22 protein-coding genes and 1 tRNA gene are annotated in these 20053 nt (G+C 42.1%); 17 read left to right on the forward strand and 6 right to left on the reverse strand.

The genetic code is table 11. From position 1 onward, the window contains the following. Positions 1-3 precede the first annotated feature (3 nt). The 8 genes from H6G32_RS03305 to H6G32_RS03340 all read left to right on the forward strand — a co-directional run bounded on the left by H6G32_RS03305 (position 4) and on the right by H6G32_RS03340 (position 4934). Positions 4-312 carry a P-II family nitrogen regulator gene (locus tag H6G32_RS03305; protein ID WP_190454721.1) on the forward strand — a complete coding sequence of 103 codons (309 nt, stop codon included), beginning with the start codon at positions 4-6 and terminating at the stop codon, positions 310-312. A gap of 379 nt (positions 313-691) precedes the next feature. Further along, a complete protein-coding gene (locus tag H6G32_RS03310; protein ID WP_015210039.1) occupies positions 692-925 on the forward strand; it encodes a DUF2281 domain-containing protein in 234 nt (77 codons plus the stop codon). Then, positions 915-1304 carry a type II toxin-antitoxin system VapC family toxin gene (locus H6G32_RS03315; RefSeq protein WP_190454724.1) on the forward strand — a complete coding sequence of 130 codons (390 nt, stop codon included), beginning with the start codon at positions 915-917 and terminating at the stop codon, positions 1302-1304. The genes H6G32_RS03310 and H6G32_RS03315 overlap by 11 nt, the downstream gene beginning before the upstream one ends. 146 nt (positions 1305-1450) lie before the next feature. Continuing rightward, entirely contained in the window at positions 1451-2605 is a 1155-nt protein-coding gene (locus tag H6G32_RS03320; protein ID WP_190454727.1) for an iron-containing alcohol dehydrogenase, read from the forward strand. Between the two features lie 105 nt (positions 2606-2710). After that, entirely contained in the window at positions 2711-3298 is a 588-nt protein-coding gene (locus H6G32_RS03325) for a TetR/AcrR family transcriptional regulator (RefSeq protein WP_190454730.1), read from the forward strand. Between the two features lie 4 nt (positions 3299-3302). Then, complete coding sequence (locus H6G32_RS03330; RefSeq protein ID WP_190454735.1) at positions 3303-3692, forward strand: tautomerase family protein; 390 nt, start codon at positions 3303-3305, stop codon at positions 3690-3692. Between the two features lie 67 nt (positions 3693-3759). Next, positions 3760-4194 carry an acyl-CoA thioesterase gene (locus tag H6G32_RS03335; protein ID WP_190454737.1) on the forward strand — a complete coding sequence of 145 codons (435 nt, stop codon included), beginning with the start codon at positions 3760-3762 and terminating at the stop codon, positions 4192-4194. A 62-nt stretch (positions 4195-4256) separates the two neighbouring features. Next, positions 4257-4934 (forward strand): glutathione S-transferase family protein, encoded by a 678-nt coding sequence (locus H6G32_RS03340; RefSeq protein WP_190454740.1) that lies wholly within the window; start codon positions 4257-4259, stop codon positions 4932-4934. A 1-nt stretch (position 4935) separates the two neighbouring features. On the opposite strand, the gene H6G32_RS03345 is transcribed toward H6G32_RS03340, so the two are convergent. Further along, entirely contained in the window at positions 4936-5664 is a 729-nt protein-coding gene (locus tag H6G32_RS03345) for a phytanoyl-CoA dioxygenase family protein (protein ID WP_190454744.1), read from the reverse strand. A gap of 364 nt (positions 5665-6028) precedes the next feature. Between H6G32_RS03345 and trmFO the strand changes: the two genes are divergently transcribed. Continuing rightward, entirely contained in the window at positions 6029-7351 is a 1323-nt protein-coding gene (gene trmFO / locus H6G32_RS03350) for an FADH(2)-oxidizing methylenetetrahydrofolate--tRNA-(uracil(54)-C(5))-methyltransferase TrmFO (RefSeq protein ID WP_190454748.1), read from the forward strand. A gap of 31 nt (positions 7352-7382) precedes the next feature. Here the strand turns inward: trmFO and H6G32_RS03355 are convergent, their stop codons facing one another. Beyond that, the gene (locus H6G32_RS03355; protein WP_190454753.1) at positions 7383-7679 is read right to left on the reverse strand and encodes a hypothetical protein; all 297 of its coding nucleotides are present in this window, start codon (positions 7677-7679) and stop codon (positions 7383-7385) included. 165 nt (positions 7680-7844) lie between these two features. Between H6G32_RS03355 and H6G32_RS03360 the strand changes: the two genes are divergently transcribed. From H6G32_RS03360 to H6G32_RS03370, 3 genes are all read left to right on the forward strand, one after another. After that, positions 7845-9050, forward strand: a complete 1206-nt coding sequence (locus H6G32_RS03360) for a murein hydrolase activator EnvC family protein (RefSeq protein ID WP_190454941.1) — start codon at positions 7845-7847, stop codon at positions 9048-9050. A 32-nt stretch (positions 9051-9082) separates the two neighbouring features. Further along, positions 9083-9155: transfer RNA gene (locus H6G32_RS03365), tRNA-Arg, on the forward strand. A gap of 225 nt (positions 9156-9380) precedes the next feature. Next, positions 9381-10706: a DUF58 domain-containing protein gene (locus H6G32_RS03370; protein WP_190454756.1), complete on the forward strand. Its 1326-nt coding sequence runs from the start codon at positions 9381-9383 to the stop codon at positions 10704-10706. 141 nt (positions 10707-10847) lie between these two features. Here the strand turns inward: H6G32_RS03370 and H6G32_RS03375 are convergent, their stop codons facing one another. Continuing rightward, the gene (locus H6G32_RS03375; RefSeq protein WP_190454759.1) at positions 10848-11804 is read right to left on the reverse strand and encodes a stage II sporulation protein M; all 957 of its coding nucleotides are present in this window, start codon (positions 11802-11804) and stop codon (positions 10848-10850) included. Between the two features lie 80 nt (positions 11805-11884). Here H6G32_RS03375 and H6G32_RS03380 point away from each other — a divergent pair, with 80 nt between their 5' ends. Both H6G32_RS03380 and H6G32_RS03385 read left to right on the forward strand, forming a co-directional pair. Then, positions 11885-12727, forward strand: coding sequence for a hypothetical protein (locus H6G32_RS03380; RefSeq protein WP_190454762.1), 843 nt, complete (start codon positions 11885-11887; stop codon positions 12725-12727). A 21-nt stretch (positions 12728-12748) separates the two neighbouring features. Next, positions 12749-13528 (forward strand): RDD family protein, encoded by a 780-nt coding sequence (locus H6G32_RS03385; protein WP_190454765.1) that lies wholly within the window; start codon positions 12749-12751, stop codon positions 13526-13528. A 103-nt stretch (positions 13529-13631) separates the two neighbouring features. Here H6G32_RS03385 and H6G32_RS03390 read toward each other — a convergent pair whose 3' ends face one another. Continuing rightward, a complete protein-coding gene (locus H6G32_RS03390; protein WP_190454768.1) occupies positions 13632-14420 on the reverse strand; it encodes a DUF1868 domain-containing protein in 789 nt (262 codons plus the stop codon). A gap of 221 nt (positions 14421-14641) precedes the next feature. On the opposite strand from H6G32_RS03390, the gene holA reads away from it, so the two are divergent. The 3 genes from holA to H6G32_RS03405 all read left to right on the forward strand — a co-directional run bounded on the left by holA (position 14642) and on the right by H6G32_RS03405 (position 17432). Beyond that, entirely contained in the window at positions 14642-15631 is a 990-nt protein-coding gene (gene holA / locus H6G32_RS03395) for a DNA polymerase III subunit delta (protein ID WP_190454771.1), read from the forward strand. Between the two features lie 108 nt (positions 15632-15739). Next, entirely contained in the window at positions 15740-16216 is a 477-nt protein-coding gene (locus tag H6G32_RS03400; RefSeq protein WP_190454774.1) for a DUF4168 domain-containing protein, read from the forward strand. 715 nt (positions 16217-16931) lie between these two features. After that, positions 16932-17432, forward strand: a complete 501-nt coding sequence (locus tag H6G32_RS03405; RefSeq protein ID WP_190454777.1) for a TerB family tellurite resistance protein — start codon at positions 16932-16934, stop codon at positions 17430-17432. 118 nt (positions 17433-17550) lie between these two features. Here H6G32_RS03405 and H6G32_RS03410 read toward each other — a convergent pair whose 3' ends face one another. Together H6G32_RS03410 and H6G32_RS03415 are read right to left on the reverse strand one after the other, a co-directional pair. Beyond that, complete coding sequence (locus H6G32_RS03410; RefSeq protein ID WP_375539785.1) at positions 17551-18279, reverse strand: class I SAM-dependent methyltransferase; 729 nt, start codon at positions 18277-18279, stop codon at positions 17551-17553. Positions 18280-18462: 183 nt separating this feature from the next. Continuing rightward, positions 18463-20034 (reverse strand): metallophosphoesterase family protein, encoded by a 1572-nt coding sequence (locus H6G32_RS03415; protein ID WP_190454781.1) that lies wholly within the window; start codon positions 20032-20034, stop codon positions 18463-18465. Positions 20035-20053 lie beyond the last annotated feature (19 nt).

Raw genomic sequence — 20053 nt, forward strand, 5'->3', positions numbered from 1 at the left:
ATTATGCAGTTAGTTAAACGGATAGAAATCTTTGCTAATTATGTCGAACTCGGTAAAATTTTAGAGTCTTTAGAAAAATCAGGCATACCCGGACATACAGTGATTAAGAATGTGACTGGCAAAGGTAGGGGCGGTACAATCAGTGATGATTTCGCCATGACATTGCTAGACAACATTTATATTATCGCTTTCTTTCCTCCCGAAAAATTACCGCTGGTGGAGGTAAATATTAGAAACACTCTCAATAAGTTTGGTGGGACTTGTTTTATTTCCGATGCCATGGAACTGGAAACAACCAAGTGTGTTGGTTAAGTGAACCTGAAAATATTAATATAGCCTTTCCCAAAACTTTTCCCGCTAACATTCGATGATATAGATTACTATAATGGGTTGCAAGTGCATTTTAGTAGTAGATTTGTTTTTTGTTCTGAAAATCGATTTGAGTTGGTTGAAGAGATTTCTAGAAATAACCCTGATGTTTGTTCTAGCCTTAAAAAAAGAATTCAAGTGCAACAAATTCCAGCAGATGATGCGGGTAATTAGTAGCTGTATTTTTACACAAGTATAAATATAGCCAGTCTCCTGCAAAAAAGCGAACCTTTTTCATTAAATCTCTCAAATGCCATGCACAGCGAATTCGGGATAAAGTAGAGATAATTAATTGCATCCACAGCCATAGAGGAAAACCACTGTGCAATCAATTCAAGAAAAGATTGTAGAAAAAATACAACTCCTACCCGAAGAGGCACTAACTCAAGTGCTGGATTTAGTAGAGTCTTTAACCCAGAAGACTCCAAAAAAGCCTGTAGGTGTCCCAGGTAAACAACTGTTGCAATTTGCTGGGTCGATTAGAGCAGATGACTTAGAACTGATGGCAAAGGCAATTGAGGCAGACTGCGGTAAGGTTGATTTAGATGAATGGTAGGTTTTTGTTAGACACTAATATCATTATTGCTCTGTTTCAGAGGGATACATCAGTTCAGGAAAACATAGCGCAAACTGAACAGGTGTTTGTATCCAGTACTGTGGTGGGTGAACTTTACTATGGTGCCTATAAGTCTGGACGAGTGACGGCTAACTTAACACGCATAGAGGAATTTGTTGCTAAAACTGCTGTACTTGAGTGTGACCTAGTTACAGCCCAGCAATATGGGGAAATCAAAAATTTTCTAAGAGAGAAGGGACGACCAATTCCTGAGAATGATATTTGGATTGCTGCTGTTACCAAGCAGTATGAATTGACTTTAGTATCACGGGATAAACACTTCAGCGAAATTGACGGGTTATTCTTGGCAAGTTGGTAACGCAAAGTCTAATTTCTTTTCTCTCAATAGAGTGCGATCGCACAAAACCGCCCCTCACCCCACAACCTGACAGCATTTTTCCCCCATCAACGGAAAACTGATTAAAATACTCAAGGCGAAAACTTATACCCTTGCGTAAATCAATCATGGAAAACTTTGCTTTTTACAATCCAGTTAAAATCCTGTTTGGCAAAGGTCAAATCGCCAATATTGCTGCGGAAATCCCTGCTGATGCCAAAATTCTCATCACCTATGGCTGCGGTAGCATTAAAGCCAATGGCGTCTATGACCAAGTAAAATCGGCATTAGCTGGACGGAATGTATTTGAGTTTGGCGGAATTGAACCCAATCCTCATCTAGAAACTCTCTTAAAAGCAGTTGAGTTGATCCGGAAAGAAGGTATCGATTTTCTATTGGCTGTGGGAGGCGGTTCTGTTCTTGATGGGACTAAATTTATTGCTGCTGCGGTTCATTTTGTGGGCGATCCTTGGGATATTTTAGCCAAGCAAGCACCTGTGACTGCGGCTTTACCCTTTGGTGCGGTGTTGACCCTACCAGCCACCGGTTCAGAAATGAATACAAACTCAGTTATTACCAAGTGGGAAACCCAAGAAAAGTTATATTTCGCTAGTCCCCTGGTGTTTCCTCGTTTTTCTGTTCTCGACCCGGAGACGACTTTTTCCCTACCTCCAAGGCAAATTGGCAATGGCATTGTCGATGCTTACACCCATGTGATGGAACAGTATTTAACTTATCCAGCGAATGCGCCACTACAAGACCGGATGGCGGAATCAATACTGAAAACCCTGATAGAAGAAGGGCCAAAAACCTTGGCTAATCCCCAAGACTATGATGCACGGGCAAATTTGGTGTGGTCGGCAACAATGGCACTAAATGGACTAATTGCTGTCGGTGTACCCCAAGATTGGACAACTCACATGATTGGTCATGAGTTGACGGCGTTGCATGGGTTAGATCATGCTCAAACTTTGGCAGTTGTGTTACCTAGCACCCTGACCATTAGACGCGATCGCAAATCGCAAAAGCTGCTACAGTATGCCGAAAGAGTTTGGGGAATTGTCGATGGTGATGAAGCAGAACGGGTAAAGGAGGCGATCGCCAAAACTCGCAACTTCTTTGAGTCCGTAGGTGTCCGCACTCATTTATCTGACTATGGTGTCGGACTCGATACCATTCCAGCAATCATCAAGAATCTAGAAAAGCATGGTATGACAGCTTTAGGCGAATACAAAGATGTTAATCCTCAAGTAGTCGAGCAGATTTTAACTCTCTCTGCCTAGTAATTCACTGTAGGTCAGGCGAGACGCCTGACCCTCAAAAAAGCCTTGACTGTATATTATTGATCATGCTAATCTCAATCAGACCAATCGGTCGGTTACACTTTAATGTCTAAAGGCGAAGAAACAAAAACCAAAATTCTGCAACAAGCAGCTGAACTGTTTAACCAACAGGGATATGCAGGCTCGTCCATTTCTGACATTATGCGTGTCACAGGATTACAGAAAGGAGGGATTTACAATCACTTCAAAAACAAAGATGAACTAGCACTACAGGCTTTTCAGTTTGCAGTTAGCTCTGTCAGTCAGCATACTAAAGCAGTATTGCGAAATAAACGCCATGCAATTGAACGCCTTTTAGGAATCATTGATGTCTTTCGTAGCTTTGTAGACAACCCACCGATTAAAGGAGGATGTCCACTGCTAAATACCGCTGTTGAAAGTGATGATACTCATCCTGCACTGCGAGAACTTGCTCAACAAGCGATGAACTCTTGGCGTCACCTAATTTGTTTAATTATTAACAAAGGAATTGATCAAGGTGAAATTCGCCCTGATGTTGATGCTGATCAACTTGCAACCATCATAATTGCCACCCTGGAAGGAGCGATGATGATGAGCAAGCTATATGGAGATACAATTCACATAGAAAGAGCAGCAAATCACCTAAATGAGTATATAAAAACCCACCTTTAAATCTATGGTACAAGTTAAGGTATATGGTTTAGTAGATCAACTAAACCCCATCAAATCGAAGCTCTCAAATCTCATCCATACCTCAATGATCGAGGTATTACAAATTAGCCAAGAAAAACGATTTCAGCGGTTTATCTCATTAGATAAATCAGATTTCTACTATCCAACTGATAGATCACAAAACTATCTAATTATCGAAATTAGTATGTTTGATGGGCGCTCAGTAGAAACCAAAAAACAACTGATTCGTCGGTTGTTTCAACAAATTAACGAACAATTGCAAATTTCTGTCGATGATATTGAAATTACCATTTTTGAAATCCCTAAATCCAATTGGGGTATTAGAGGTTTACCGGGTGATGAATTGGCATTGAACTACAAGGTACAAGTTTGAGCCAGCTTAATTTTTTTATAATTTAACAGACCGAAAGGTCTTATTATTTGCATACACAGGAACAATCATGTTAGTAACCAACAACTTACACAGACCATTAGAAGTAGAAATAGTCATACCGGTGAGAACCTACGATATTGATTTTGCAGGAATTGTGAGCAATATTGTTTATATCAGATGGCTAGAAGATTTACGCTTAAAGTTTTTAGATGAACACTGGCACCTTGGGCCACAACTAGAGCAAGGATATGCACCGATTTTGGCAGGTACTCAAATTGAATATAAACGTCCCATTAAGCTGAATGACAAAGTAATTGGGCGTTTGTGGCTAAGTAACTTAGGGCGGCTAAAATGGACTGTGCAAGCCGAAATTTTTTCTAATAACAAACTAGCAGCCATAGCTACACAAAAAGGTGCATTTATCAGTTTACAAAATGGACGCCCCGTTCCTATTCCAGTAAAAATGCATAATAAATATGCTGAATCTCAGCAAGTTATTTAGAAAAATTGATTAGCTCACTAGAAATTTTTTGCCCATTCAATTAAATTTAGAAATAATTACCCATGCTGAAATTCTACTACAATCCCATTTCGCCTAATGCTCGCCGTGTATGGATAACATTACTAGAAAAAGAGATTCCCTTTGAACCAATTTTAATGAACTTGGATGGAGACCAATTAAACCCAGATTTCTCAGCAATTAATCCCTTCCAGCATATTCCGGTTGTAGTCGATAATGGCCTTCGGTTGGTAGAATCTCTGGCAATTCTAGACTACTTAGAAGCCAAGTACCCAAAACCTGCATTGTTGCCGCAAGAACCCCAGGCGTTAGCAACAGTTAAAATGGTGCAAATGCTGACTGCAAATGAATTATTTCCTCAATTAATTTCACTAATTTATGAAAATCAAGACTCACCGCAATTTACCAAAGCAAAGCAGCATATCGATAAAGTACTGAAATTTTTTACAGAGTTATTAGGAAACTTGCCTTACTTTGGCAGCGAACAGTTAACCCTAGCAGATATAGTTGCTGGCAATGCTGTACTTTATTTACCTAATATGGGTTTTACTCTTGATGATTACCCTCAGATCAATAAATGGTCTGAGCGGTTAATGCAACGCCCAGTATGGCAAAAAACCAAATTGAGTGATGAAGATTTTGCACAATTCAAGCGGCGAATCAGAGTTTTAGTGAAGTTGCATAGGCGTGAGTTTAGCCGGGGGAATACGGCAAAAAAGTAGTTCATGGATAAACTCCAGGCTTCTTGAGTATTTGCCGTTGAGATGCAGTCAAATCGGGGTAATCATCAGAATTATAGTCATGCCTTGCCCAAGCAGATGGGTGAGGGGAATATTTGTAAAACAGTGTCCGGCGCTCATTTTTTCCTCGCCAGGGAAGAGTACCATGAGTTAAAGCTTCAGTAAATATAATGGCACTTCCTGCCTTGATCGTAACTGCCTGTACACAAGCACTAGGAGACTTCAAGTCAAGCCATTGTTTTGGGAAAGGCAGATTACTCTTGTGGCTACCAGGAACACAGCCAAATCCCCCCTCTCCTGGATGCACATCATTTAGTTCGTACGCAACGGCAGTTAAGCCATTGTGTATCTTGCCATCTTTGAACAGGTAATACTGGCAAGGATCATAAGGAGTTCCACCCCCATGGAGATGGCAGCCAATGGGGCCAATACCTTGACGGATGATGTGAGCATACTCATGATCTAGGCGAAATTGCTCTCCCACCAATTCAGATAGATATGGAGTGATTCGGGGATGATCTATCAACTCTCGGTAAGGCTTGCCCCAAGGCAGCAGACTATCAAAGCGCAAAAATGATGCTTCTGAGTCATTTTTGCGGGCAATCTGCTGATCTAGCGTTGCCTGAAGGGCTGCAATTTGGTCAATGTTGAGTACATTTTCAATTATCAAGAAGCCTTGTAAGTCAAATAGATAACGTTCAAACTCGGTCATGAAACTTGTTGCTTGATGAGAATTTACAGTAGGAAACTATTGATTTTTATAACTTAAGTAAGTAGGCGAAAAGAAATCAAACTATGTTAAGCAAAGTAAAAAATATTGAAATTTGCTCGTAGTGAGGGCTTTAGCCCTACCTTGAGGGCTGAAGCCCTCACTACCAACCTTGAATTATTTACGCCAACCTACTTAGCTCAAAAAATCTAGGTTAATTGTGTGTGATTATTGATGCTGGGTGCAATCAATTCAAGACGCTGCTAGATGCAAAATGTCCCCACTAGAAAGAATCATCTATGATTATTGATATATATACACTCCCAGCAAATTATCTTTAACGAAACCAGGAATTATAAATTTAACTATGGAACAACAACCAATACAAGTGATTGGAGGTGGATTAGCTGGGACAGAAGCAGCATGGCAAATAGCCCAAGCTGGAGTACCGGTAATTCTCCATGAAATGCGCCCCAAACGCTTTAGCCCTGCCCACCATACAGAACATTTGGCAGAATTAGTATGTAGTAATTCTTTTGGGGCAATGGCAAGCGATCGCGCAGCGGGATTATTACATGAAGAACTACGCCAGCTTAATTCCATTGTGATTGCTAAAGCTGATGAACACGCAGTCCCCGCTGGTGGGGCGTTAGCGGTGGATAGAGGACAATTTGGTCAAGATTTGACAGAAACACTCTCCAGCCATCCTTTAATTGAATTTCGTCGGGGAGAAGTGTCTACTGTTCCTGAAGGAATTGTAGTTTTGGCAAGTGGGCCTTTAACCAGTCCCGACTTAGCAGAAGATTTGCACCGCTTCACGGGGATGGAATACCTCAGCTTTTTTGATGCTGCTAGCCCGATTATTGTAGGTGAATCAATCAATCAGGATATTGCTTTCATGGCTTCCCGCTATGATAAAGGCGAAGCGGCTTATCTCAATTGCCCGATGAATAAAGAGCAATATTTGCACTTCCGGGAAGAACTCTGCAAAGCCGAACAAACTGAACTTAAGGGTTTTGAACGGGAAACGGCGAAATTTTTTGAAGCCTGTCTCCCCATTGAAGAACTGGCCCATCGGGGAGAAGATACCATGCGTTACGGCCCCTTGAAGCCTGTAGGATTGTCTGACAACCGCACGGGAGAACGTCCTTATGCTGTGATTCAGCTGCGCCAAGAAGACAAAGCCGGTCAACTGTGGAATATGGTAGGATTTCAAACTAATCTGCGTTGGGGTGAGCAAAAACGCATATTCCAGTTAATTCCCGGTTTGGAAAAAGCTGAATTTGTGCGGTTAGGTGTGATGCACCGCAACACTTTTCTCAATGCACCACAGTTGATGTCTGCAACTCTGCAATTTAAGCAGCGTCCGACATTATTAGCAGCTGGGCAGTTGATTGGAACTGAAGGCTATACCGCAGCGGCTGCTGGTGGCTGCTTGGCGGGAATTAATGCGGCACGGCTAGCTTTGGGTAAAGAACCATTGAGTCTGCCACCGACAACAATGATGGGGGCGCTGTTTGAGTTTATCAGTTCGGCTTCGCCTAAGCATTTCCAACCAATGCCTCCTAATTTTGGGATTGTGCCAGATTTGGGGATGAGAATCAAAAGTAAACCGGAAAAATACGGAAAATATCGCGATCGCTCTTTGGCAGATTTGGCAACCTGGAAATCAGCAAATTTAGCCGTTTAGCTTGATCAGGAGAAGGATTTACGGGTTTTCTCTAAATCTCCTTCTCCTTGATCGTGACTATTCCATGTATGCCCAGTGCCGCGATCGCACCGCCCAATAATCCCCAAGTGCCATCGGCAAATACATTGATGCGATGGGCTAAAGCGCGATGATAGGCAAATTCTAACTTTCTTTCATTGGTATTTGGTGTTTCTACTAACTGTGATACATAACTTTCAGCTTTTATCAGTGCTGCGTAATCTGTGCCAAAGTAGTAAAGCGATATTGCCAGCACGATTAAACCTGGCGTAATTACGGTAATTATAAGAATGCCTTGACGCGTATTCATACATCCTCCACAGCCGATATATCTGCTCAATGCTGACATAGCAGGAATGTTTATGTTACAACTTGGCAGGCTTTCTTTGATATTTTGTGTGTTTGAGTGGGTGAATCGGAATTTGGGAATAATCCTTATGGTGTTTTTGACCATCGCTTTAGTCAATCTCTCGGTATGAGAGCGCCATTTCTAGGAAAAAAGAGAATTTTTTACTGGTTGCATCTGGCATTGTGCTGCATTCTGTGGTTTAACTTGACATTGTCGCCAGTATATGCTGCTCCAGCTTCAGTTGATAATCTGCGACAACAGCAGCAACAAATTAAGCAGCAGCGGCAGAATGTAGTCAAGGAACGCGATCGCTTAACTAATCTGCAACAAGAAGCGCAGAAGAACCTCACAGGTATCAACCAAAATCTGCAAACGACTAATAGCCAGATTCAAGAGATTTCGTTACGCTTACGCCTAGCTACTGCACGCCTGGAGCAGTTAGAAGCTGCAAAAGTGACGGCGGAACGTTTATATCAAGAACGACAAATAGCAACGGTGGCACGTTTGCGCTTTATTCAGCGATCGCCTGCTTCCCAGGGATGGGCTGTTTTGCTGCAAAGCCAAGATATCAGCGATTTTATCAGCCGTCGTCATCAGTTGAAGCTGGTTTATCAGGCAGATCAAAAGATTTTGGTAAAACTGACTGAACAAGCAAACCTGTTAATTAAGCAGCAAACTGATGTAGAAGGACAAAAAAACGAAATTGCCTTGATTAGGCAGCAACTATTAGCGCAAAAAGCCGATTATCAAACTCAGGGGCAGTTACAAGCAGAATTGATTCAACGCCTAAATAGCGATCGCCTCGCTTTGACAGCAGCGCAAAACCAACTAGATCAAGATTCCCAAAGTCTGGAAGTATTGATTCAACAAAAGGTAGCCGAAGCACAAGCTAGGGAAGAAGCAGAAGCACAAGCGAAAACCAGCAGCAAAAGCGTGATTATTCGGGGAACTGGGGTATTTGCATATCCTAGCGATGCATCCACTAGCAGTCCCTTTGGTTGGCGGGTTCATCCCATTCTCGGTTATCGCCGCTTTCATGCAGGGTTAGATTTTGCCGCTAGTTATGGTAGTACAATTCGGGCAGCAGATTCGGGAACGGTGATTTTTGCCGGCTGGTATGGTGGTTATGGCAGGGCTGTAATTATCAATCACGGCGGAGGGATAACTACACTTTATGGACATACCAGCGAGTTGTACGTTTCAGAAGGACAATCAGTGCAACGGGGACAAGCGATCGCTGCTGTCGGTTCTACAGGTTTTTCAACTGGCCCCCATCTTCATTTTGAAGTGCGTCGCAATGGCACACCTGTAAACCCCGCTGATTTTTTATAGTGGAAAAAGTGTGCTATACTTGAGCATAACGAGGGCGCGTAGCTCAGTGGATAGAGCAACAGATTCCGGTTCTGTGGGTCGGGGGTTCAAATCCCTCCGCGCTCGTTACCCTTAAAAACCAACCATCACCCCTACCCTCCGGGAAGTCCAAGGGCTTACCCTAGGGAATATTGCTACAGTCGGGGTTTAAATTCCCTTTGGCAACAGTTTTAAGATTTTTTATTAATTGCTGAATCTTCTTCTGCGTTAATTATTTAGCACTGTCAAAGCCGCCTCTACAACACCAATCCATAGATTAATTTTTAAAATGTTGCTATTGTAATTACAAAAATGGTTCCGGCAAAAAGAGTTTACTTATTATTAGTTTTAGGAATAGCGATCGCCCCAATTTTATCCCTATTTATGGGTATGGCCATCAGTATCGCTGTGACTTTGCTATTTGATGCCATTATTTTAGGTTTAATGATTGTAGATGGTTTACGGGTGCGACGCGACCGCGTGGAAATTACCCGTGAATTACCGCCGCGATTGTCCATTGGGCGGGATAATCCGGTTGTGTTAAAGGTAAAATCGGGGCAAGCTAACGCCGTCATCCAAATCCGTGACTACTACCCAACAGGTTTTGGCGTGTCTGCGGAGGAAATCTGCGCTACAGTTCTTGCTAATAGCACTCAGGAATTGAACTATACTGTCAACCCAACACAGCGGGGAGCGTTTCCTTGGGGAAATATTCAAGTGCGACAGTTGGGAGTTTGGGGATTAGCTTGGGATGATTGGCTTGTTAAGCAAAGTCTGGAGGTAAAAGTTTATCCTGATTTATTAGGATTGCGATCGCTGACAATTCGCCTCACAATTCAATCATCAGGCTCAATTCGCAAACTTCGCCAAATGGGTATTGGTACAGAATTTGCCGAACTGCGAAACTATCGCACCGGAGACGATTTGCGGTTTATTGATTGGAAAGCTACCGCCCGTCGCGTCGGGACTTATCGCAACGCATCCCCACTGGTAAGGGTTTTGGAACCAGAACAAGAGCAAACCTTAATCATCTTACTAGATCGCGGCAGATTGATGACAGCACAAGTACAGGGTTTGCAGCGGTTTGACTGGGGCTTGAATACAGCCTTATCCTTAGCCTTGGCGGGATTACATCGAGGCGATCGCGTCGGCGTTGGAGTATTTGACCGCCAAATGCATACCTGGGTTCCCCCAGAACGTGGACAAAATCACCTAAATCAGCTAATTGATCGCCTGACTCCCATTCAACCAGTATTATTAGAATCTGATTATTTGAGTGCCGTGACAACTGTAGTGCAGCGACAAACTCGCAGGGCACTTGTAGTAGTGATTACAGACTTAGTAGATGCGATCGCCTCCACCGAACTCCTCGCCGCCCTCACCAAATTAGCACCCCGCTATCTACCGTTTTGCGTCACACTCCGAGATCCCCAAGTTGATTATCTAGCATCCACCGCCACAACAGATATCACAAACGCTTATATCCGGGCAGTAGCACTAGATTTATTAGCACAACGGCAAGTTGCCTTTGCCAAGTTAAAACAAAAAGGTGTATTGGTACTCGACGCCCCAGCCAATCAGATTGCTGATCAATTAGTTGACCGCTATTTGCAACTCAAAGCCAGAAATCAACTGTAATTCTCTTCTGCGACCAAGACTTAATTATTACCATTTTTAAACTTTAATTATTGACGCTGACCTACTTAAGAAAATTTTAATTAATTCGTGCTATGTAGGATGCGTAAAGAGACGCATCAAAAAAGCATTTAAAATTTTTAATTAATTAGGCTTTTGGCGATTACAGTACATTACTAAAAGCATAAACAGTCCCATACCTGCCAAATATTTAATCTGGTTTGGTATGCCGGGATTGGGAGAGAAAAAACCTTCAATAGTACCAGCAATAATCAACATTGGCACAATGCCAAATACTAATTGCACCGCCAGAGAACCGGATAATTTTAGTGCATCGCGGCGGCGATATTTACCAGGAAATAAAATTGCTTTAGCTAGTAAAAGTCCCGCACCACCAGCAAAAAAGATAGCGGGTAATTCCAAAGAACCGTGAGGAAACACAAACGCCCAAAAGGGATAAGCCAGTTGATTTTGACCCACCAGAGTGCCCACACCACCAATTAATAAGCCATTGAATATCATGATATAGGCTGTAAATAGCCCTGCTGTCATCCCCCCAGCAACAGCAGCAAAAGACACCGATAGGTTATTAATCATAATATTGCTGGATGCCAAAGGTTCAATGCCGACAATCGAACCCATCCACAATTTATGTTGATCTCGCACCTGAGTAATCAAGCTTTTGGGTACTATCAGCGACATAAAGGTTGGATCTTGCCAAGCATACCACCAAGCCACTAAAGCCCCTAGAAGGAATAAAGCGATCGCAGTGGCGATATATGCAAATGTTTGCTGCACTACATTTGGTAATCCCCAGCGATAAAATTCTACAACTGCAAGCCATTCCTGTCGCCGCGAACCATGGTAAATTTGCGTATATGCACGGCTTGTCAAAGATTGTAAACTTTGAATCAAAGTATTACCCACTTGTTGAGTACGGGCCCGCGACAAATCCGCCGCCACGGAACGATATAAACTCGCTAACTCGCGAATTTTATCTGCTTGCAGTGACTTTAATCCTTTTTGTTCTACCTGCTTTAACAGAGTGTCCAGACGCTGCCAATTTATTTCTCGCCGTGCAATCCAACGTTGAATATTCATACATTTTGGCAATACTGAGTTTAACTTAGCTTAAGATAACCTCAAATAATCACCCGTATTTGAAAGGAAAATTTAAAATCATGCCTGAAAATTTTGGTTCTCCCGTCCCCATACAACCCCTCAGTATTGGTAATGTGGTCAGTGCTGGTGTAAGGTTGTATCGTTCTCATCTTAAAACTTATCTTAAACTATCATTAATTGCTCATTTGTGGGTTTTATTTCCCATATATGGCTGGGCAAAATATGCTAATATACCTGGACTAATCTCGCGTTTAGCTTTTGGAGAATTGACCAACCAGCCGGAAAGTGTTGAAGATGCCAGAAGCCATGTTAATCGACGCCTCTGGTCATTTATAACAGTTAATTTGCGAGTAGGTATATATGTTATTTTAGCTTATTTGGGGCTGGCCATTGTAAGTATAGTGGTCATTTTGTTGGGATTAGGATTAGGTTTTATATTAGGTTTTATATTAGGTCGTGAACCGATTGTTATCATAATGTTCTTAGCGGTGCCGTTAGCGGTAGTTATTCCGATGCTAGGATTAACTTGGTTTTATTCCCGTTGGGTGATAGCTGACGTAGCGTTGGCAGTTGAAGAAAATATCAATAGTAGCAAGAGTATTAATAGAAGTTGGGAGTTAACTCAATCTTCTGCATTTAGGGTTCAGGGTGTTGTGATAGTTGCTAATATTGTGACACTGCCCATTGTATTTTTGTTTAACTCTGTACCCAGTTTATTTCTTCAGCGGCTGGAGCAAGGTTCTACTTTGTACTGGATTGTGTATTCTATTTGTTTGCTCACCAGCTTGGTAGGTGGGATTTTTGTGATGCCATTCTGGCAGGTAATCAAAGCTGTTATTTACTATGATCTGCGGAGTCGTCGTGAGGGGTTAGGTTTGCAGTTACGTAACCACGATATTTAAACCGCCAACACCGAGACTACTATGCACCTTTTTAACCATGTAAAATTCCGCACACCAGAAAGTGTTGAGTTAGAGTTCACCCTCGCCGGCATCGGTAGTCGTGTCTTTGCTCTAATCATTGACTATCTGATTTTGCTGGCGACTTTGGCGGTGTTTTTCCTGATATGGGCTTTTGTCGCGGCGCAGTTAGGAGATTCCTTAACAGAGATTTTCGGCTCCGCAGTCCCTTTGTGGTTACTGGCGATCGCCATTGTTGCCAGTACCGTTATTTACGCAGGTTACTTCGTCTTATTTGAAACTTTATGGCAGGGACAAACCCCTGGTAAACGCATTGCTAAAATTCGCGTTATTCGAGATGATGGTAGACCAATCGGTTTGCAACAAGCAAGCCTTCGTGCTGTACTTCGTCTCTTTGATGAATCTTTATTCATTGGAGCTTTTTTAATTGCCTTAAGTCCCCAAGAAAAGCGCCTAGGTGATTTGGCAGCAGGCACAATTGTGATTCAAACCCAAACAGCTACTAAATCAGCAGCTTTCACTATTTCTGAACAGGCAAAGTCACTCCATATCGAGTTGAGACAAACTGCCGATTTATCCCTATTATTACCTGATGATTTTGCCATTATTCGTGAATACTTGGGGCGACGTAGTGCAATGGCATCGAAGGCAAGAGCCTTACTATCTCTAAAATTATCACAGCAGGTTCAAGCTATTATTAATTTAGAAAACCTGCCAGTAGATGTTACCTCTGATGTATTTTTAGAAGCTATTTATCTTGCCTATCAACAGCCAGAATATTAGATGATTAAAAAATAGGTAATTGGTAATAGTAAAAAAATCTTACTTATTACCAATTACCCATGATCAATTACCCATGATCAAAACTTTTGCCCATCTCATCAACTCAAAAATCTAAACTCGGCCAGTCTGGTTGACAATAATAGTGCGCCATGTTGTCAAACTTTCGTAGTTCAACACCCTGGATCAAAAATTTAGGCAAATTCAAAAGCCATTTTTCATTCAACTGAGAAAGTGTGGTGCTGAAATTTGTCCGGTCTAGCTCAGGCGAAACCTCCCCAAAATAGCCTAATGTAATATGGGCAGTAAAGTGATAATGCTGCTCAATACCTAAAGCAATTAACTTGGGATTTTGATAAATTGTCCGGCGAAATTGAATGATGTCCTCGTAGGAGCGTTCATCTTGGGGGACTAAACAAACGGCTACAGCTCTTGGCATCAGTATCAGTCCCAGCATTTGCCATTGAATCGGATGAGTCCTTTTTGTCATCGATTGTTGATATTGCTGAAACATTTCGGTTAAGCAATGTCTCAACTCTTCGTCAAATCTGGGATTTTCTTCACAGGCGTGAAGGTAAGCACTGTCCCAAATCAAGTCAGCCAACGTCAGATGGAAGCTAGCAGGAGGTACAGGGACAATCAAATCAAGGTTTACAGGTAACTGCAAAAGTTCCTCTTGATAAGCCTGTAACTTGGCATAAAAATCAGAGTTTAGTGAATCTTCTGCTGCTGGCGGAGTAATCAGTGTATAGCCAGGAAAAGGTGCAGGTTGTCTCAATCCGGAATGGGGCAGAAATTTAGATGATTCCTGGATATGCTGGACTTGGGATCTGTAAGCTTCTGGCAGCGTCAGTCTTGCTACCCGATTTAAGTAAGTTTGATAGTTGTCGTCCAATCTTCATGGCCTCACGCTCTCACTTGATAGATTTTAGGGAAAATTACCCAGATTAACCCAAGTGATTGAAAAAGTATTTAGTTTTTTTGGCGTGATGCTAGGGGAAAATGGGATTGGGGATTGGGAGGAGAAAAGAAGGAGACTTATAGACTAATTCCCCCTTAGCCCCCTGCCAAGAGACCCCTTAGACCCCTGCTAAGAGCCCCAATCCGGGAAAGTCTATGCCAATCTATGTTTACTGGGGTGAGGATGATTTTGCTATGGAGAAAGCAGTAACGCTCTTGCGCGATCGCATCCTCGATCCCCTATGGATAAGCTTTAATTACACTTTATTCCCCCCAGATCAAGCCGATGCTACAGTCCAGGGGTTAAACCAAGTGATGACACCAACTTTTGGCGCTGGTGGACGCCTGGTGTGGCTGAATAACACTACCCTGTGCCAGCAATGTCCAGAAAATCTGTTAGCAGAATTGCAACGAACCTTGCCCGTAATTCCTGAAAACTCATTTTTATTGCTTACCACCCGTAACAAACCAGATGAACGCCTCAAAGCCACAAAATTGTTAAAACAATTTGCCACCGAGTTCCGAGAATTTCCCCTGATTCCACCTTGGAAAACGGAATTATTGGTACAATCGGTGAATGAAGCTGCTAAATCTGTGGGTCTAAAACTGACTCCCCAGACAGCAGAACTATTAGCAGAATCTGTTGGTAACGATACACGGTTGCTCTACAATGAAATAGAGAAATTGCAGCTGTATACCGCTGGCAGCAACCAACCTTTAGATGTAAATACCATTACTCAACTGGTCGGAAATACTAAGCAAAATAGTTTACAATTGGCCGCAGCCATCAGAACTGGAGATACAGCTAAAGCTTTAGGAACTGTGGCTGATCTGATCAATGCTTCAGAGCCTGGATTGCGAATAGTTGCTACACTAATTGGTCAATTTCGCACCTGGTTATGGGTGAAAATTATGATCGAAAGTGGTGAGCAGAATCAACAAGCGATCGCACAAGCTGCTGAGATTGGTAACCCCAAACGGATCTATTTTTTACAGCAAGAAGTCAAGTCTCTTTCTGTCAAGCAACTAATCTCCTCTTTGCCCCTTTTACTAGAGTTAGAAGTTAGTCTCAAGCAAGGGGGTTCAGAAATGCCAGTACTTCAAACTAAAGTGATAGAACTGTGTCAAATATGTCGAAGAGCTTGATGTCTAATATAAAAGTTTAATGGAGTCAAGATTTTCTGGAACTTCTCACTCCTAAAATAATTCACAGTTATTACCCTATCCCTAATGTAGTACTGTGTCCCCAATCCTATGAATAAAATTTCTGATTTATTTTTCCGAACTAGCCTCCAGCGAATGTTTACCCAATCATTGCTAATCGCTACTCTTGCCAGTGGATGTTCATTTTCCAGTCATTTTGGCTTAAGTTCAAAAGCTTATGCTCAAACTCCAGCAGTCAACAATGCAGAAATCACTAGCTATGCTCAAGCTGTATTAGCGATGGAACCAATCCGTCAGCAAGCCTTTGAAGAAATTAAACAAATTATTAATGGTGGAGAAGTTCCCGCAATAGTTTGCAATCAACCCGATAGTATAGATGCTCTGCCAGGTAAGGCTAAAAATATTGCAAGGGACTACTGTACGGAATCAGAAAAAATTGTCAGCAAGAGCGGTTTACCTCCTGAGCGTTTCAACCAAATTACTGTAGAAATCCAAACTAACAGTGACTTAAAACGGCAGGTTTATAATACATTATTACGCCTCCAAAAATCTCCTGATGCTCCCTAGGTTAATTTTCTGTAAACATGATTACCTGGAGAAACCCCAAGAGTAGGCATAGTTATTTGTTATTAGGCATTATTTCCTAATAACTGATGATTGTTGTAAGCTAAATGAAGTTATTATATCCCTGACTATTGCTATTGGATGGAAATAGGACAGGAGGTGGTTTGTCAATTTGTTCTTTTTCTCCTATTCTTAATTATAAATTCTCAATATAAATAGCATTTCACCAATCAATTCTCATCATCATAGTACTAATCAATATCAAGCAATACTTGCCCCTTGACATAAATATTTTTCATATAGCTTTGTGCATGAGGTTGTGGACTTTGAATCGATATGCTCCCAAATTTTAGGTGAATTAAAGATGGGACGGCAGGCTTTGGGCTTTTTTAACAGCGCAGAAAGCCCTTAATCGATCCTAGAGCAAACGCATTAAAATTTTGTCAGGCGATAGTTGACAGATTGCTGCACGTAGTATGATGGGCAAGTCAAGTCCAATTATTAAGAAAAGGGGTTCTTCGGTTATTTTTATGGAAAATCTGGTTCAAAATCATTGAAAGCCTTATCCTGTAGGCATTTTCTTTAAAACAAGAGCATAATTCCTTATAAACCTTGCCACGTAAGGATTTTGTCATAATCAATGCTCAACCACCATAAAACAAACCCAAGAGCCAGAAAAGGTTTTGAAAAGTGATTTTCTTCATTAAGGAGTGCACAAATGGATTCTGAGATACGCAAGTTCAGCCAACGGTGGATATTTAAATTACGGTGGGACTACCATATTATTCCTACGAATGAAGAAATCACCGCTTATAGCAAAGCACTTATAATTTGTGCTAAAGCCGATGGAACATTAGCAGAAGCTGAAAGAGACTGGGTTGTTGGTTACATAGCAGCGGTTGGGGGATCTGAGGATTTAATTGAACTGTTAAAAAATTACGACGGAGACGACAATATTCAAGAGTTTTTATTGCTCTCACCAGCTATGGCAAAAATCAGAAGATGTTTGATTTACGATGCTATCTCAGCTTGTGACGCTGATGGTGATTTTAGTGCCGCTGAAAGAGCTAAAGTCAGAAGTATGGGAGAAACACTGCAACTTTCTCAAGAAGATTTTGAACAAATTGAGAATTTATACTTTCAGAGTAAGGAACTTTTTACGACGCGAATAAACTTGCTGTTTGCTGATGGAAAACCTGAGTACAGCACCCCTAGATAAGTTTTGAGTTTCAAGTTGCTGGGCGCGATTTGAGTTAAAAGCAAGGGCGATCAGGTATTGAGCCGAGATTTGAGTAATTTTCTGCAAGATGGTCTGGAAACCCTTGTCCTGTCTGGTTTTAATATTTTGTTACTTCAGCCTGCTTTTCAAATACCATTAAATGCTGCTGAGGTAACAAATTTTTAGTTTCGTGCCAAACTAAACCCACGGCTTGCATTTCTTGGCGGACTTGTTTTTGAGTCATCTTGTGGAGTTTTTTAATCATAATAAAGGGATTTTCACCCCGGTACTCAACCAGTACTACCCTACCACCAGGTTTCAGCGCTTTGACAATTGCTTGCATCACTTCTTGGGGATATTCAAACTCATGATAAGCATCTACCATCAGCACTAAATCGACACTTGCGAGTGGCAAATTAGGGTTTGTAATAGTTGCTAAAATAGGCTCAACATTGGAGATATTTTTCTCTTGTTTGAAAAAGTCAATAATCTCCAACATTTCTGGCTGAATATCTACAGCCAATACTTTACCTGATGATAATAAAGGCGCGATGCGAAAGCTCAAATAACCTGTACCCGCACCAATATCTGCTACCACATCATCAGGTTGCAAATTGAGGAGGTTTACCACCTGATTTGGTTGCTCTTCTGTTTCGCGACTTGGTCTTTCTAACCAACCAGCGCCTGTGTGTCCCATGACTTTGGCAATTTCGCGCCCCATGTAGTATTTACCAATACCATCTGGACTGTGAATCTGGCGTTGTTCGTAAACTGTGCCTGTGGGAGAGGATGTGATGGCGGCGGCTGTCGGTTGAGTTAGTAAACTCCCCAATATTACTAGGATCATTACTAGAAAATTTAAAAATTTTGACTGAAAATTATGATTCATATTTTTGCAAAAATTATTTTGTTTACAAACCGCAGAGTACCCAGAGAACACAGAGAGAATAAAGATAGATTTTCATGAAAAATTAGGTTCGATTTTTTTTTCCATCAGCGCTATTTAAATAACAGCATTCGTAGCAAAAACTTAAATCACAAATGGTGCTAATTGACGATGATCCCAATGTTCCCCAAACCGCTCTGCAATCAGTGGTGTGACGATAAACTTAGGAGGGGAACCTGATTGAACATCAATCCGCACACATGAGTAAGGCAGCCGCCTTTGAAAACCGTAGCCATTGCGGCCAACATAAAGCAGGGAATCTGCGACTTTTCGATTTGGACTCCCTGCAATATCGCTAAAAGTCTCCATCAGTTCTGGCCCCTCTTTTCGTTGACGACGGGGACGATGTCCACTACCACCAGAAATAATGCAGTTGATGTGGGAGTCAGCGTATCCTGTGTCAACTGTGCGGATGTGTTCCAAACAGTGGGCGTGACCGTTTAAAATTAAATCGACTATGGGACGTTCTTTTGTCTGGGAACCCAGAGTTTTGGCTACTGCTTCAAATAAAGAGCGTAGACGATGACGAACTGCTAAGGTTTGTGCTTGATGCCACTTGGTTGCTTCGGTGACGTAGGGGGGATGGTGGAAAAATATGATTCGTCCGCGCACTTCGTTAGTATGCCAAGATTCGATCAGCCTGTTTCGTAACCAGTCGAGTTGTTCAAAGTCGATGTCAGATGTTTTCTGGGATGATAGTTGTTTTTCGATATCGATTTTGACTTCGTTGATTTGGTCTAATTTGGCACTGAGTTCATCGAGTTGTTCAGCTTCGCTGGGTATATCGGAATTAAGGCGATCGCATATTTCCAAAATCTGCAATTCTTCTTGTTCTATCTCTTGGCGACGCTGTTGCAACTGCCGACGGTTGTTTTCCCCCCCTTGAGTTGTCGGCAAGGGTGATGGTGTATTAAAGGTATTAGAATCTAGGGCGAAAAAGTCAATCCCACCGTAACGAAATGTATAATAGCGGTTGGGGACGCGGGTAAATTTTCCCGGTTGGTAACGCAAACAGCGCCCTGTATCACTTTTAGCGGTGTAATGTTGATCTAAATGATGTTCTAACTCTTTTGGGGATGCGATCGCCGCCATATAATCTAGAAAGGCTCTTGCATAAGCATCACCTTGATTTGAGCCGTGCCAGCCAATTTCGATATCTTTGTAGCGCAACAGGTGGCGTAGGGAAAAGGTGGGGCCAGTGAGCAAGCGATACATCAATGGCACATCATAGTAATCGTGATTTCCCAACACTGGCAAGAATGGCAGCTTAAACACCATGCGATCGTAGGGAATGCTATTATGGTTGTCGCCACCTAGGATAAATTCCCGGTAAGGCTCGATAAAGTTTTTCGGATAATACTCTTGGGAACCCACCACATAAATAACATCGCCAGTGTGCAACACAAAACGGCAGCCATCACCATGCGCTAGCATTTGTTCGGCGACTTGTCGTTGGGGGTGTTGACCGTAATGGGACTTAGTGCCAGTATCACCAATCACCATAAACGAAAATTCCGGACTATCCTCCTTGCCATCGTCTAATACCATGGAAGTTTGGTCAATTCCCCGCTGCATAATACTGGGATGCATCCACCGCACCCGTTGCTTCATCTTTTGAATTTTCACAGGAATCGGTGGTTCGGAAATCAATTTCATGGGTAGATTTAGCTAAGGC

This window comes from Cylindrospermum sp. FACHB-282 (assembly GCF_014697195.1).
Classification (GTDB): domain Bacteria; phylum Cyanobacteriota; class Cyanobacteriia; order Cyanobacteriales; family Nostocaceae; genus Cylindrospermum.